Source organism: Thalassospira lucentensis (assembly GCF_050516545.1).
Taxonomy (GTDB): Bacteria; Pseudomonadota; Alphaproteobacteria; order Rhodospirillales; family Thalassospiraceae; genus Thalassospira; species Thalassospira lucentensis_C.
Genome location: NZ_CP191544.1, coordinates 3,869,451 through 3,884,088, shown reverse-complemented (window position 1 = coordinate 3,884,088; position 14,638 = coordinate 3,869,451). Strand labels below are relative to the sequence as shown.

The 14,638-nt window shown below is 51.4% G+C and carries 13 protein-coding genes; 7 read left to right on the top strand and 6 right to left on the bottom strand.

Annotation, left to right across the window (positions count from 1 at the left end; translation table 11 throughout):
• The first annotated feature begins 33 nt into the window (after nt 1–33).
• Together ACQ0MK_RS17855 and ACQ0MK_RS17850 are read left to right on the top strand one after the other, a co-directional pair.
• Nucleotides 34–684: a thiamine phosphate synthase gene (locus tag ACQ0MK_RS17855; RefSeq protein ID WP_430473749.1), complete on the top strand. Its 651-nt coding sequence runs from the start codon at nt 34–36 to the stop codon at nt 682–684.
• A 324-nt stretch (nt 685–1,008) separates the two neighbouring features.
• Complete coding sequence (locus ACQ0MK_RS17850) at nt 1,009–1,926, top strand: glycosyltransferase family 9 protein (RefSeq protein WP_430473748.1); 918 nt, start codon at nt 1,009–1,011, stop codon at nt 1,924–1,926.
• A gap of 109 nt (nt 1,927–2,035) precedes the next feature.
• Here the strand turns inward: ACQ0MK_RS17850 and ACQ0MK_RS17845 are convergent, their stop codons facing one another.
• Together ACQ0MK_RS17845 and ACQ0MK_RS17840 are read right to left on the bottom strand one after the other, a co-directional pair.
• Nucleotides 2,036–3,076, bottom strand: coding sequence for a porin (locus tag ACQ0MK_RS17845; protein ID WP_430473747.1), 1,041 nt, complete (start codon nt 3,074–3,076; stop codon nt 2,036–2,038).
• Nucleotides 3,077–3,677: 601 nt separating this feature from the next.
• Nucleotides 3,678–4,700, bottom strand: coding sequence for a porin (locus ACQ0MK_RS17840; RefSeq protein ID WP_430473746.1), 1,023 nt, complete (start codon nt 4,698–4,700; stop codon nt 3,678–3,680).
• Nucleotides 4,701–4,953: 253 nt separating this feature from the next.
• On the opposite strand from ACQ0MK_RS17840, the gene ACQ0MK_RS17835 reads away from it, so the two are divergent.
• The 5 genes from ACQ0MK_RS17835 to ACQ0MK_RS17815 all read left to right on the top strand — a co-directional run bounded on the left by ACQ0MK_RS17835 (nt 4,954) and on the right by ACQ0MK_RS17815 (nt 9,545).
• A complete protein-coding gene (locus ACQ0MK_RS17835) occupies nt 4,954–5,520 on the top strand; it encodes a DUF3576 domain-containing protein (RefSeq protein ID WP_430473745.1) in 567 nt (188 codons plus the stop codon).
• A 226-nt stretch (nt 5,521–5,746) separates the two neighbouring features.
• Nucleotides 5,747–6,208, top strand: a complete 462-nt coding sequence (locus ACQ0MK_RS17830) for a hypothetical protein (RefSeq protein ID WP_430473744.1) — start codon at nt 5,747–5,749, stop codon at nt 6,206–6,208.
• Nucleotides 6,205–6,711: an LPS assembly lipoprotein LptE gene (gene lptE / locus ACQ0MK_RS17825; RefSeq protein WP_430473743.1), complete on the top strand. Its 507-nt coding sequence runs from the start codon at nt 6,205–6,207 to the stop codon at nt 6,709–6,711. The genes ACQ0MK_RS17830 and lptE overlap by 4 nt, the downstream gene beginning before the upstream one ends.
• Before the next feature lie 64 nt (nt 6,712–6,775).
• A complete protein-coding gene (gene holA, locus ACQ0MK_RS17820; protein ID WP_430473742.1) occupies nt 6,776–7,807 on the top strand; it encodes a DNA polymerase III subunit delta in 1,032 nt (343 codons plus the stop codon).
• A 253-nt stretch (nt 7,808–8,060) separates the two neighbouring features.
• A complete protein-coding gene (locus ACQ0MK_RS17815) occupies nt 8,061–9,545 on the top strand; it encodes a hypothetical protein (RefSeq protein WP_430473741.1) in 1,485 nt (494 codons plus the stop codon).
• Between the two features lie 80 nt (nt 9,546–9,625).
• Here ACQ0MK_RS17815 and ACQ0MK_RS17810 read toward each other — a convergent pair whose 3' ends face one another.
• The 4 genes from ACQ0MK_RS17810 to mnmG all read right to left on the bottom strand — a co-directional run bounded on the left by ACQ0MK_RS17810 (nt 9,626) and on the right by mnmG (nt 14,577).
• Nucleotides 9,626–10,822: a ParB/RepB/Spo0J family partition protein gene (locus ACQ0MK_RS17810; protein ID WP_430473740.1), complete on the bottom strand. Its 1,197-nt coding sequence runs from the start codon at nt 10,820–10,822 to the stop codon at nt 9,626–9,628.
• Nucleotides 10,819–11,646 carry a ParA family protein gene (locus ACQ0MK_RS17805; protein ID WP_430473739.1) on the bottom strand — a complete coding sequence of 276 codons (828 nt, stop codon included), beginning with the start codon at nt 11,644–11,646 and terminating at the stop codon, nt 10,819–10,821. Before ACQ0MK_RS17805 ends, ACQ0MK_RS17810 begins: the two co-directional genes overlap by 4 nt.
• Nucleotides 11,643–12,278 (bottom strand): 16S rRNA (guanine(527)-N(7))-methyltransferase RsmG, encoded by a 636-nt coding sequence (rsmG, locus tag ACQ0MK_RS17800; protein ID WP_430473738.1) that lies wholly within the window; start codon nt 12,276–12,278, stop codon nt 11,643–11,645. Before rsmG ends, ACQ0MK_RS17805 begins: the two co-directional genes overlap by 4 nt.
• Nucleotides 12,279–12,675: 397 nt before the next feature.
• Nucleotides 12,676–14,577, bottom strand: coding sequence for a tRNA uridine-5-carboxymethylaminomethyl(34) synthesis enzyme MnmG (mnmG, locus tag ACQ0MK_RS17795; RefSeq protein WP_430473737.1), 1,902 nt, complete (start codon nt 14,575–14,577; stop codon nt 12,676–12,678).
• Between the last annotated feature and the right edge of the window lie 61 nt (nt 14,578–14,638).

The following is a 14,638-nucleotide window of genomic DNA, read 5'->3' as shown; positions in this document are numbered from 1 at the left end:
ACTTCAGATCCGTGCAGAATCGGGATACTATCAATGGATGACACCCTGTTAAAGCAGGCACGCCAACTCAATCTTCGCAATGGCGGCCCGAATTGCCCTATCCCCCCGATTATTCTTCTGACTGATGATCAGCGTTTGCCTGATCCAGCACCGGCGATCAACGCCTTACCCACTGATAGCATGGTGATTTTCCGCCAATATGACCATCCACACCGTGCGAAGCTTGGTGCAAAGCTGCGCAGTCTATGCCGTGCGAAAGCCATTCCGTTTTTGGTGGCAAATGATATCTCGTTGGCCCTGACACTGGATGCCGATGGTGTTCACCTACCCGAATATCGCATTTTGACGACGCCACACATCTATCATCAGATTCCGGCAACATTTCTGGTCACGTCTGCCTGTCATGGTCATGCGACCATCCGTCGATTGGGGATCTTGCCTAAACAGTATCGACCTGATGGCGTATTGATCTCGCCGATTTTTCCAACACACAGCCATCCGGGTAAAAATCCGTTGTCACTTAACACCGTTTTGACCATGGCCGAGTTGTGTAAGCACAGTGGAATGACACCGATCGGCCTTGGGGGCATTAACAAGAAAAATGTTGGAAACCTGCGGTCTTCATCGCTTGCATCTTTGGCAGGTATCGGGTTTTCTGGCGCGAACACTTCGCCAGTTCGGTGAACGGAGATCAGCCCCACAATGCCCCGTAAACTGCAGCCATCCCGCAAGAAATTTACCCGGTTCACGTCCAAGTTACCGTTTCAATTCGGATTGCCCAATGTCAGCCCGACACTGATGCAAACATCGGATAAAAGTCCGATCTATTTCACCCGAACCACGTCTTTGCTCCGACAACAGGTTTTGGCAAATGCCACCGGGGTAAAAATCAAATCGGATACGTTCCATCTGCAGGTTTTGCCACGAGATTCATGGGCTGAGATAGACTTTGCGAAAAGCGCCATCCTGTTTCTGGTTCCCGATGACGCGCTTGGTGATTGCGTTGGAATGACCTTGTTTCTTAAGGCGCTGAAACTTCGATATCCGAATGTGAAAATCGGCGTACTCAACAGCGGTAGCGCATCAGATATCTTTGCGCTCATCCCGGGTGTTGAGGTTTTTCAGCTGTTTATTTCTTCCAAGCAGCTCGCACGGTTTGACCGCGTAGTTGATCTTAGCGAGATGGAAGGCTGGCAAAATATCGCCACCATGCCGGTTAATCCGGAAGAAGCATTATGTGAGGCGTTTGGCATTGATCTTTGTCCACTTGTTGGGCGAAACGTGTCAGTTAAGCCAAGAATGAAGATCGGGATCGTACCAATGGCCTCTTCACCTTTGCGTACGTTGCCACCTGCCTTGATCCAAAGCATTACAGAGCTTCTTTCAAAACAGGATGTGGATATCACAATTGTTCTTAACGCCTATCAGGGTGTGATGAAGACCTATAAGACAGCACTTGGGCAACTTTCAGCCAAAAACATTCGCGTTCTTGATGGCTTTAGGACAATTGGCGAACTGGTTCAATTTGTTGAACAGCAGGACTATGTTGTCGTTGCTGATAGCGGGCCTGCCCATATCACGAAACTTTTTCAAACGCCGGGTATCGGAATATACAGCTCTGCCTCTGCTAAAACCTTGCAGGGGCGTCATGCTAATTTGCGAAACTGGCAAAGCGGGTTTTCTGGCCCCTACTGCAACGCCCCCTGCGGTCTTGCAAAATTGCGGGCAACGGTAGATGGCAAGGTCGGTTGCATGGGCAGTTTGAACCTTCCTCTCGAAGCACTTAGTGAACTCCCACAAGAACATGACCCAAAATTGGCTGCCTTACTTGTAACAGATCACCCTGTGCCGTGCGTTGGAACGCTCAATGACGATACCCCGGAAATCCTGAATTTGATTCAGCGGGATCTGGGTCTTACTCGTTAAAGTCAGTGATCATCAGCAAGCAATCACCCACTTCAAACTGTGATATCCAAAAGAAAAAGGGGCGGCCAAAGCCACCCCTTCGTCGTCTGCAATTTCCAATTCCGAAGAATTAGAAGGACAGTACCAGACCGGTAACTGCGCCATAACCGTCATTGTCGGAAATGGCTGCGTTGTCTGCTTCATCGTCGAACCAGAAGACAGAAGATTTCCAGGTCACGCCTGCACCAAGGGTGTAAGCAAGACCAAGATCAACCGTGCTGATTTCGCCGGTACTGGTTGCCGAAGTGGAGCCAACCTGACGGTTGCCGTATTCGGAATATGCGTAGGAGAGCGAAACTTTCGCTGCATCCATGGCATAGGATACGCCAACGTCATAGCTGTCGGTATCACCAGCAGTTGTGGAGTTTTCACCCTGTGCGTAATCGTCTTCGATATGGCCCCAGGAAGAACCAACGACGAAGTTGCCAAAGCCAACGGTTGCACCAACGCCATACCAGTTGCCTTCGCCCTGGTTTTCACCCACAGCGGAAACGCCGAAAGATACGCCATCAAAGTCGCCCTGGTAGCTTACGCCAGCAGAAACGATGTTGTCACCGGTACCATCGGTGCCGTTATAGCTACCGCTGCCATTACGCTGATTGTCATCAGCATAGGAAACGCCAGCCTGAAAACCGCCCAAATTCGGGGTGAAGTAGGTGACGCGGTTCTGGTCGCCGCTCGACGGAACGGTATCGATCAAATATGCATCAACCCAGTTGGTGAGATCGCCGTCATTGACGCCAACCGGACCAACAGACGGTGCAGTGATGCCAAGCGAGTCGGCTGCGCTGTCGTCTTTACCCAGTTTAACTTGACCAAAGCCACCATTGACGAACAGGTACTGTTCATCGATCTGGTCTCCAGAGGTTTCACCTTCGAGTTCGATTTTCGCACCGACTTCGATACCGTTATCAAGCGTGGTTTTACCAGAGAAGTGAACTTCTGTATCGGACTGGAAAGCGTTTTTGGATTCGCCAACGTCCTGATCAGCGATACCAGCCCACTGTTCCATGTAACCACCAACTTCAAGCTGGATTTTTTCAGAAGCCTGTGCGGAACCGGCAGCAGCAACAGCGACGAGCGCGCTGGTAGCAATAAGAATCTTTTTCATCTTTACCCTCAAAAAATGACGTTTACGGGATGAAGGGTTGAACCGAGCGGCCCTTCGATCTGTCGAGGGAGATAAAGCCATTTTAATGAATATGGGTCAACTGATGTAAATGACTGATGTTTATTTATTGACATGACTGTTGCATTTTTATCACATACAATCCCGATATATTTGCAATTTGATCTATCCAAATATGATCATGGGTCATTAAACTTCGGTATCAGATATAATTTATTATCTATGGGAATATAAATATATGTTGGTCAGTAATTTAAGCCGCGAACATTTAGATGTTACAACACGCTTGATCTGAGCTGCGAGGCACCATCACTCACCCAGAATAAACCAAGAGACCATCAACAGAATTGTAAATGGCAAGTAAACGAGATTCGGAAGAGGTTAAGTGCACATTGTTAGTGCTTAGCTTAACTGTCAGGACCAACACAGCACGGTAAAGTAAGGGCTAAATCGTCGATCACGTTGATCGCGATTACTGATGTCGAACGACACAGGAAATATCTGACAGAGAAATAGAGCTTAAACAAAAAAGAAGGGGGTGGAAAATCCACCCCCTTCAATTCTTCAACTAACCCAGAAAGGATTAGAAGGAAAGTACGAGACCGGTAACAGCACCGAAGCCTTCGTTGTCATCAGCGGTACCAGCATCCTGACCTTCGTCGTCGAACCAGAAAACAGAAGATTTCCAGGTTACGCCAGCGCCGAGGGTGTAAGCAAGGCCGAGGTCAACGGTGTTGATTTCGTCAACGCCCGAGGTACCTGCAGTGTCGTCGCTCTCACCATAAGCATAGGTAAGGGAAACCGAAGCTGCGTCCATTGCATAGGAAACGCCGATATCGAAATCGGTGGTGTCGTCAACATAGGTGGTTGCTTCACCAACACCGAATTCACCATCGGTTTCAGAAACGGATGCACCAACGGTGAATGCGCCGAAGCCAACATTCGCGCCAACGCCGTACCATTCGCCTTCGCCTTTGTGCTCACCAACGAGGGAAACAGCAACAGAAACACCATCGAAGTCACCACGGTATTCAATACCAGCAGAAACGCGGTTGTCACCGGTTCTTACAGTGTCATTGGTTTCTGAATCGTCATCATCAGCATAAGAGATACCAGCTTTGAAGCCACCAAGCGACGGGGTGTAATAGGTCAGACGTTTGGAGTCATCACCTGCCGGCACGGTATCTGGAACTGCATTAACGCTAACCCAGTTGCCAAGGTCGCCATCGTTCGCGCCAACTGGACCAACAGACGGTGCAGTGATACCCATGTCAGCAGCTGCACCGTCTTCAGCACCAAGCTTAACCTGACCAAAGCCACCATTGACGTACAGATACTGTTCGTCAACCTGGTTGCTAGCCTGCTCGCCTTCGAGTTCGATTTTGGCACCAACTTCGATACCGTTATCAAGGGTGGTCGAACCGGAGAAGTGAACTTCGGTGTCAGACTGGAAAGCGTTTACGGATTCACCACGATCTTCGTCAGCAAAACCAGCCCACTGTTCCATGTAACCACCAACCGACAGGCTGATTTTTTCGGAAGCCGAAGCCTGGCCTGCGAATGCGACAGCGACGAGTGCGCTGGAAGCAACAAGAATCTTTTTCATCTTTTCCCTCAACGTCTTTGTTAGCGTATTTCACGCTACAAAAATTATTTGGACAGCTTTTGCCGCCCGGTTCGATATGGATGGAGCCATCATTTAAAAGCCACGTCAACCAATCCTGTGACCTAAATGATACATTCATCACGCACTGTGGCAAAAAAAACACACTGGTTTTCTTTGATTGCAACGAAGTTCCGCCCTATATTCGCAGCAATTCTTGGTTTCACCCCTTTTTTAAAATGTCTAAAGGCCGGAAATGGTAACCTTTTCTTCGTTCAAGCCACTGATTTCAGGCGCAGGGTTCGCTTTAATCCTTGCTGGGTGTTCTTATGGTACGGTCGATTATGATCAGTTCCCCGGATCTGCGACGACAGATGAACGCGTGAACGGGCAGGCCATGACCCGTGCTCAGGAGAAAGAACGCGGTAGCCTATTTGGGGAAGGTGGCCTGAACCTCTTTGGCGGCGAAGATAGTCAGAAAGGCGGCGGAACGGGTATTGGCGTCAACACGTTCCTGTGGCGTGCCACGCTTGATACACTTTCTTTCATGCCACTGAATTCTGCAGATCCATTTGGCGGCGTCATTATTTCAGACTGGTATACGCCTGTTGAAACACCAAATGAGCGTTTCAAACTCACGGCTTATATTCTTGGCACAGCGTTGCGTTCCGATGCCATCAAGGTTTCAGTGTTCCGCCAGGTGAATGTCGGACCGAACCAGTGGCAGGATGCCGTCGTTGAAGAAGGTACTGTGACTGCAATGGAAGACGCGATTTTAACCCGTGCCCGGCAGTTGCGCATTGACAGTGCAAACGCCCAATAGAGTTATGCTCGCACGCGCACTATATATATCGCCTGAATATAACCCCCATTCGCTGGAACGCGACTGGGGGTTCTTCGTGCGAGCTCAACGCCCGGAAATTTATGGCGATCTCCATAATGGGCTTGCTGCGCTTCGCCAAACATTGCTTAAGACCATATCGAGACACTGCGTTTCGGACATACGCTCTGGCCCCCTGACAGAACCCGGTCAGATACAGACGGCCTCCTTGGCTGCAAAGGTTTCCACCGATGCTGTTTCAAACAGTGCTTTGGAAATATACCGGGAAGTTGGGTTGGATGTTCTGATCTTATCATTGTTGGCCGATGTACCTATTCACCGACCACTCAACCTCGCCCATAGCAGTTTGGTCGGTCATTGGCGCTGGCTTCGGCAGGTTTGGCGACTCATGGCACCTTTATCAGCTAATGCAAAACCGCAAGCGCACGTCACCGCAGAAAAGGTGCATAGCAGCATCGCTGATGTTGTTGCACAGGGCCGCAACAACATCGCCATTGCGCTGCTCCGCCAAAGCTTCCAAGAGATAGAAGACGCGGATGCGGCCGAATTGGCAGATTCGCATCAATCTTTCCTTGCCAATCTAACTCTGTTTTGCCCTTTTATCGGAACCGAACTATTGTGGCGGAAAGGTCTGATCACAGCACCCAAGGCAGAAGGCTTGATTGAATGAGATTGCGGGCAGTTTTACCGGTTCTGGCACTTGTTGCACTGACAACACTCAATGCATGCGGATTTCGCCCGCTTTATGCCACAGATAGCAGCGGCCAAAGCACCGCATCAGATATGGCACAAGTTGATATTGCCCTGATCAATGACCGTGTTGGGCAGGTCACCCGGAATGCGCTTCTCGAAACCCTTACGCCACGTGGTCAGGTTTCCAATCCCCTTTATGATCTGACAGTCACATTGACCGAATCGACAAGCGGGCAAGGCTTCACCAAAGATAACGAAGCGACCATTTCCGATTATCTTGTGACCGCACAATACCAACTCACACGCAAATCCGATTCGAAAGTTTTGCGCAAAGGCACCGTTCGCGCCCGCACAAGCTTTAACATTGTCGATTCCGATTTTGCGAGTATCGAGGCCGAAAACGCCGCGCGGACCGATGCCAGCAAGCAACTTGCCCAACAGATGGCCAATCAGGTCGCGATCGGGCTGCGGTCGCAATAACCCTGCATTTTACACGGCATATCCATCGATATGACTTTAACCACAAAGATGAATAAGGGGCTCCATGAAGCTTAAGGCTGCTCAGGTCGAAACCTTTTTGCGCGCACCGGACGCAAAGGCCCAACTCGTCCTGATCTATGGAGAGGACGAAGGCCTTGTGCGTGAGCGTGCTGTCCGCCTGGCAAAAACCGTGATTGAAGACCTTAAAGACCCCTTTCGCGTCATCGAGCTTGGTATTCCCCAACTGAAGGAAGATGGCGGACGCCTGCGTGACGAGGCCGCGGCGATCAGTTTTGGTGGCGGACGCCGTGTTATTCGAATCCGCGACATTGGCGAGGCACAGGCCCCGATCATTGCTGATTTCCTGGGTGATCCGGCGGGTGATGCCCTGATCGTTATCGAAGCCGGAAGCTTGGCGACCAAATCAAAGTTGCGTCAGGCCGTGGAAAAGGCCGGAAACGGTATGGCGCTACCCTGCTATGCCGATAGCGGCCGTGATATCGAAACCCTGATCCAGTCGATCATGGAAGAACACAAACTGCGCATTGACCGTGATGCAACACGCTATCTGGTCGCAAACCTTGGCTCGGATCGCATGATTTCGCGAAGCGAGCTTGAAAAGCTTGCCCTCTATGCGCTTAAGGAAGGCCAGGTAACCCTTGCCGATGCCATGGCATGTGTTGGGGATAGTTCCGCACGTCACTATGATGATGTCGTTCAGGCCGTGTCACAGGGCAATGTCGTCAATCTTGATGCTGCCTTGACCCGATTGGTCGAAGAAGGCCTCAACCCGGTCGGCGCCCTTCGTATGATGATTGGCTATTTCCAGAAACTTCATCTGGTCAAAGGCCAGATGGCCCAGGGTACGAACGCCGATCAGGCCATGAAGTCCCTGCGCCCGCCCCTGTTCTTCAAGGCCGCAGATCAATTTCGCGCCAACCTGAACAATTGGGCCGTCAATAACCTGCAACGTGCTTTGCAAATCCTTCTGGAAGCCGAAAAAGACTGCAAAAGCGGTTTGGCAATTCCGGAAACCATTGCCCATCGGGCCATGATCAAAGTCGCGGTTGCCCGTCAGAAACAAAACCGTCGGTAAAATCTGGCGAAGTATCTGGGGCCTGAACCCCATCTTGATGCTGCACCGCACACCAAATTTACGTTCATGCCTGTTCTGTCTCTTTTACACAGAAAGACATCCCTCTTCGGTATAGCCGTTCTGTTCAAAGGCCAGATCATTTCCCATCTCAACAGGGACAGTCGCTTGAGAAGCAATAATGCCGGCACCTCGAATGTTCGGCAAACCGGGACATTTCGGCACTTACTGAACAAGTGAAGAGAGAGACATCACCATGAACAATCGATTCTATCGCGTCCTTGCTGCGGGGATCATATCAAGCTGTGCAGCCGGTATTTCTCTGAACGCATCGGCAGGAACATCCATTTTGCCCTCCGATGCGTTCAACAGCTGCCCGCTTGATAAAGCCGAGATGCAAAACTGGTTTGCTGGCAAGGAAATCACGCTTAATGGCAAGGTTATGCCTGCGAACAGCACGCTTTTCCCCGAACAGAACACCAATTGCGACTTCTTTAAATGGTCTGCTCAGATGTTTTTGTGGCTGACATCACCTGCCGAACTGAAATCCACCGGCGATATGACATACGTCTTTGATGCAGACGGGTTCTATGACATCTCGCCTGAAAATGACAAAGGTGTGCGTAGTTTCCTGAAGAACGACAGCCCGATTAACAACTTTCTGATCCGGGTCAATAAACAGGATCAGGATGTGCCAACAACCATCGGTGAAACCGGACAAGCGGGTGGAGGCGGCGTTCTGATATCGCAGGCCGGATCGCTTGTGTATTACGGCATTCACACAAATACGTTCTATGGCGCGTTTCTAACCGGTCAGAAGGCTGGCAAAATCAATCTTGGTACATTCCCGACGACAGAAGCCGACAAGCAGGAGGTCGTAGATTATGCCAAGGCCAATGGTCTTGACGATTCCGCGCCGATGGCGCTTGCCATGGAGCTTAAAACCTCCTGGGTCGATGCCAGTACGGTTGCCAATCCGGAAAGCTATGTTCAGGTAAAGGCCGAAGTTCCGAAATATGACACCAGTGTCCCGACCCAATGGACACTTGATGGCAGTGAAACCAAGACCCTTGCGCTGACCGGGATGCATGTTGTCGGATCCGTGCTTGGACATCCCGAAATGATCTGGGCGACGTTCGAACACACCAACAACACGCCCAACAAGACGTTTTATTATCAAAGCGGTGCCAATCAGGTAACGGAAACCAAATTTGACGAATCGGCGACCGACTTTACGTTTTATGCGCCAAATACGCCTGATAACGGCCTTAACGTTGAAACTGCCCATATTGATAAATCCGGGAACATCGTCCTGACGTCCCCGGCAACACGGATCGTTCCGACATCTGTTGTCAGAACAAACCCGTGGGGGTCGGCCGGCTCAGATGTTAATAGTGCGGTCGTCAATGCGCAGATCATCTCGATGAACAACAATGTTCTGGGCAATTTGATCGCGGGAGATGTCCGGGGAAATTACGTTCAGATCGGGTCCGTCTGGACGCAAACCGGCATCATTCCCCAAAGCCCGACTCCCGACCAGACCAACAGTTCTGTCGCCCTTTTGGCGCCAGAAGTGGGATCCTCACGGCTGGCCAATACCACCATGGAAACTTATTTTCAGGGGGCTGAACTTGGCAACTGCTTCCTCTGCCACAATGCAGGCGGATCACCTGCACCAGAGGCAAGCTTTGGCGATGAAGAACTTAGCCACATTTACTTCGACCTAGCACCACTGAAATAGCCGAAACCCGTTCAGGATCACATGCAAAAGGGCCACCTCAACGGTGGCCCTTTCTCTGATTTAATGCTCAGCAGTTCGGATTATTTGATCAACTCATCAAGTTCGTCTTCACTGACTTCATCGCTTTCGATCGGATCATCCCCTTCGGGACCTTCGATAACAAAATCCTCGTCATCCTCCATATCGCTTTCAGGCAATGTCGCATCGGCAATGCTTTCCAGCTCTGCCGTCAGATCAACGTCACCATCAGATGCCGACACATCGTCGTTGTCATCATCTTCAATAAACATCGAGTCGAATTCATTCTCATCCGAACTTGTCGAGTCGCTGCTCTCTTCATCGCTGGTCAAGTCACCAGCTTTCCCATGCGTCAACCGCTGTAAAATATCATCAAGCTGCTCAAGCGTTTCATAGCGGATCGATATTTTCCCAGCCGCGCCATCAAAGTCGATATTAACCGCCAACCCCAACATGTTGCTAAGGTCACGCTCCAAAGACACTGTATCTGGGTCTTTATCCACAGACGAACGTCCATATGACTTCTTCGGGCGCGATGCTTTGCCGCCATCTGTTTTGACCAGTTTTTCGGTCTGGCGAACATTCAGGCCCTTTTTAACAATCTGACCGGCAAGCTCGACAGCATTTTCAGCACCCAACAGCGCACGTGCATGGCCAGAGCTCAGAACCTTGTCAGACAGCATTTGTTTGATCGGTGCTGGCAGTGCCAGCAAACGCAAACTGTTGGCGATGTGGCTTCGGCTTTTACCCAGCGCCTGACCCAAAGCTTCCTGCGTATGGGAAAACTCGCTCATCAGGCGGTTATAGCCTTCGGCCTCTTCAAGCGGCGACAGGTCTTGGCGCTGCAAGTTTTCAATCAGGGCAATTTCGGCCGTTTCGCGATCATCGAAATCTCGGACAAGAACCGGCACTTCATGAAGCTGCGCGCGCTGTGCTGCCCGCCAACGACGTTCACCGGCGATGATTTCATAGGTGGTTTCACCGGTCGAGGATGCCCGAACGAGAATCGGCTGAATGATGCCCTTTTCACGGATCGAGGCCGCCAGATCATCAATGGCTTCGTCGTCAAAATTACTGCGTGGCTGAAACGGTGAAGGTCTCAGATCGGTAATCGCGATCAACTGGGTTGTGCCACCTGGCCCCGGATGGCCGGTCGGCGCATTTTCGCTCCCGGCAACGGCAACACCAACATCCTCGTCTTCTTCCCCAAGAAGTGCTGAAAGTCCGCGTCCCAAGCCGCGTTTCTTTGCATCACTCATGCTTTAACCCCTTCGCGTTTCAGGACTTCACTTGCAAGATTGAGATAGGCCCGTGAACCCGGGCACTTTATGTCATAGACCAAGACCGGCGTTCCGTGACTTGGTGCCTCGGACACGCGAACATTGCGCGGAATGACAGTTCGATAAACCACATCCCCGAAATAATCGCGCACATCATTGGCCACCTGTGCTGACAGGTTGTTACGCTTGTCATACATGGTCAGCACGATGCCCTGGATTTCAAGATCCGGGTTGAAAGCCTTTTTAACCCGCTTGATGGTGCGAACCAAATGACTGATCCCTTCAAGCGCAAAGAATTCGCACTGCAACGGTACAAGCACCGCATCCGATGCCACCAGCGCATTCAAGGTCAGAAGCCCCAAGGATGGTGGACAATCGATCAGAACGTAATCAACATCCTGCGGCAATTTGGCCAGCGATTCTTTTAGCTGCATTTCACGGCGCTCAAAATCAACCAGCTCAATCTCGGCACCGGACAAATCCATACCGGATGGCACAATCGACAAACGCGGGATCGCCGTATCTTTACGCGCTTCTTCCAGCGTATTTCCGTTGATCAACACGTCATAAGAACTGATCTCACGATCTGATGGACGCAAGCCAAGGCCGGTACTGGCATTGCCCTGCGGGTCAAGATCAACGATCAGAACCCGCTGTTTGACTGCCGCCAACGCCGTTGCCAAATTGATGGTCGTGGTCGTTTTACCAACCCCGCCCTTCTGGTTGGCGATTGCGATGATCCGTGGGCGGTGCCCCTTGCCACTAGACTGGGTAGAAAGCGGTAGATCAATTACATCAGTCACCGGCCAACTCCTTTTAAGATCATCACGACACCATCCGGGTCCACCAGGCTGGCATGCGTGGTTACATCAAATGTCCAACCGGCTTCGCGTGCGTCCGCCAGCTCATCCTCAAAGGCACGTCCCTTCAGCAGCACATAATGGCCACCGGCTTTTAAATGTCTTTGGCCAAGTTCAAGAAGCTTTGGCAAAGGCGCAAAGGCCCGCGCCGTAATCACGTCAGCGTCGCGCGGTGCCGCAGTTTCGATCCGTTCCCGAGCAATTTCGGTCTGATCTAACACGCCGCAAACGCGGGCTGCTTCCATCAGAAAGACGGTTTTCTTGGTGTTGGATTCCATCATCGTGACATTTCCAGCGCCTAAAATCGCTAAAACGATCCCAGGAAATCCTGCGCCAGAACCAAAATCAACGATTTTCCCGTCCGCAGCGACATCCTGCAGATACGGCCAAAGTTGTGCAGAATCCTGTAAATGACGTCCCCAAACGTCTTCTGCCGTGCTGGCGCCAACGATATTAATACGCGGCTGCCACTTAACGACAAGATCTGCATAAAGGCTCAAACGGTCCAATGTTTCACGTGAAACATTCAAATCGCGTTCAAACCATGTTTTTACGGGTGCGGAAATGGATTGCATAAATGATTTATACGTCCAGTTTTAAAAACACACCAGACTTGTTTTCCAAACTTCATCACTTTTCATCGTCCGGGAATCGATAAAACGATCAAAAACACATCAAATGTTTCACGTGAAACACACCAACCTGCATTTTTGGTCGAGCCAATTCACTTCATAGCGCATTGTTCCGGAAACGATGACGCCAACTCAAACACCCAGAAAAACAACCTTAGCCTCCCCCTACTCAGGAGCACATACTTGGTGACGTCTACATCGGTCGCTTTAATGGGAGGCGGAATCTCAACCATACGATTGAAACGCCCATCCTGACTAAACACATACCCACATCAAAAAACCCGGCTGCACAAGCAACCGGGTTGATGAAGGCCAGATGGCCGAAATTGAGTATCAGATGTTAGGCGCTGCGGACGTGGCCCTTGGCCATATGCTTATGGCTTTTAATATGACCTAGCAACGCCGTCACCGCCGCCGGGGTGACACCGGGAATACGCGATGCCGCGCCGATCGTTTCCGGCTGGATTTCTTTAAGCTTAAGCCGGATTTCCACCGACAGGCTTCCGACCTTATCGAAATCAAGATCGCGCGGCAGACGCAATTCTTCGTCGCGGCGGAAGGCCGCAACATCGGCAGCCTGACGATCAAGATAGCCTTTATACTGGGCATCAATCGCCACCTGTTCCTTGATCGCCGGATCAAGGTCTTCGAGCTGCGGCCAGACTTTTACGATGGTCGAAAAATCAATGTCAGGATATGCCAGTAAGTCATAAGCACTGCGACGTACCCCGTCCTGATTGATCTTGATGCCAAATTTGGCCAGCGCATTTGGCGTCTCGGCCAAATTGGACACCTGATCCTTGGCGGTATGAAGGGCTGCTTTTTTCGCCCCCCAAACCTGTTCACGGGCTGATGCGATGCAGCCAATATCAAGACCACGATCCGTCAAACGCTGATCGGCATTGTCGGCCCGCATCATCAGGCGGTACTCGGCACGCGAGGTAAACATACGATAAGGCTCGCGCGTGCCAAGGGTGACCAGATCATCGATCATGACACCGATATAGGCATCTGCACGATCAAGGATGAATTCACGTTCGCCACCATCTGCCACCAATGCTGCATTCACACCAGCAATGAGCCCCTGCCCGGCAGCTTCTTCATAACCGGTCGTGCCATTGATCTGACCGGCAAAGAATAATGCGCCGACCTTTTTGGTTTCCAGCGTATGGCGCAACTCACGCGGATCGACAAAGTCATATTCAACCGCATAGCCCGGACGGAAAATCTCGACCTTCTCTAGCCCCGGAATGGTGACCAGCATGGCAAGCTGCACCTCTTCTGGGAGCGAGGTTGAGATACCGTTTGGATAGATCGTCGGATCATCCAGGCCTTCTGGCTCCAAAAAGATCTGGTGCTGATTCTTTTCGGCAAAGCGCACGACCTTGTCTTCGATCGACGGGCAATAGCGCGGACCACTGCTTGTGATCTGGCCGCTATACATCGGCGCACGATGAAGGTTAGCACGAATGATTTCGTGCGTGGCTTCGGTCGTCCAAGTCATATGACACGGGATCTGCGGAACCGTAATTTCCCTGGTCAGGAATGAAAACGGTTCAGGCGGCGTATCACCCGGTTGCTCCTGAAGACTGGACCAATCAATGGTCCGTCCATCCAGACGTGCCGGTGTGCCCGTCTTAAGACGACCCAGTTTGAAATCATATTTCTCAAGCGTATCGGAAAGCCCCATAGCCGGCGCATCACCAATACGGCCGGCCGGCGTGGTCTTCTCACCAATATGAATAAGCCCGCGCAGGAATGTGCCTGTGGTCAGCACCACCGCACCGGCGCAATATTCTGTGCCATCGCCGGTGATCACGCCAGCAACCCGATTGTTCTCATCAATGATCAGGTCTTCAACAGCACCTTCAAGGATTGTGAGGTTTTCCTGATCGGCCAGAATGTCCTGAACGGCTTCGCGGTAAAGCTTACGGTCGGCTTGCGCGCGCGGCCCACGAACAGCCGGTCCTTTGGAACGGTTAAGCATACGGAACTGAATACCGGCCCGGTCAATTGCGCGGCCCATGACACCGTCAAGCGCATCAACTTCGCGAACCATATGTCCTTTGCCCAAACCACCAATGGCCGGGTTACAGGACATTTCACCAATGCGGTCTGCCCGATGTGTGACGAGCGCTGTTTGCGCCCCCATGCGTGCAGCGGCCGCCGCGGCTTCGCAGCCAGCATGTCCACCGCCAACAACAATCACATCAAAACGGCTATGCGACACATTCTGTGACATCGAATTCCTCACTCAATCCCCTATCAGCACATCTGACGGGTTTGAACCTTGTCTGGTTCGA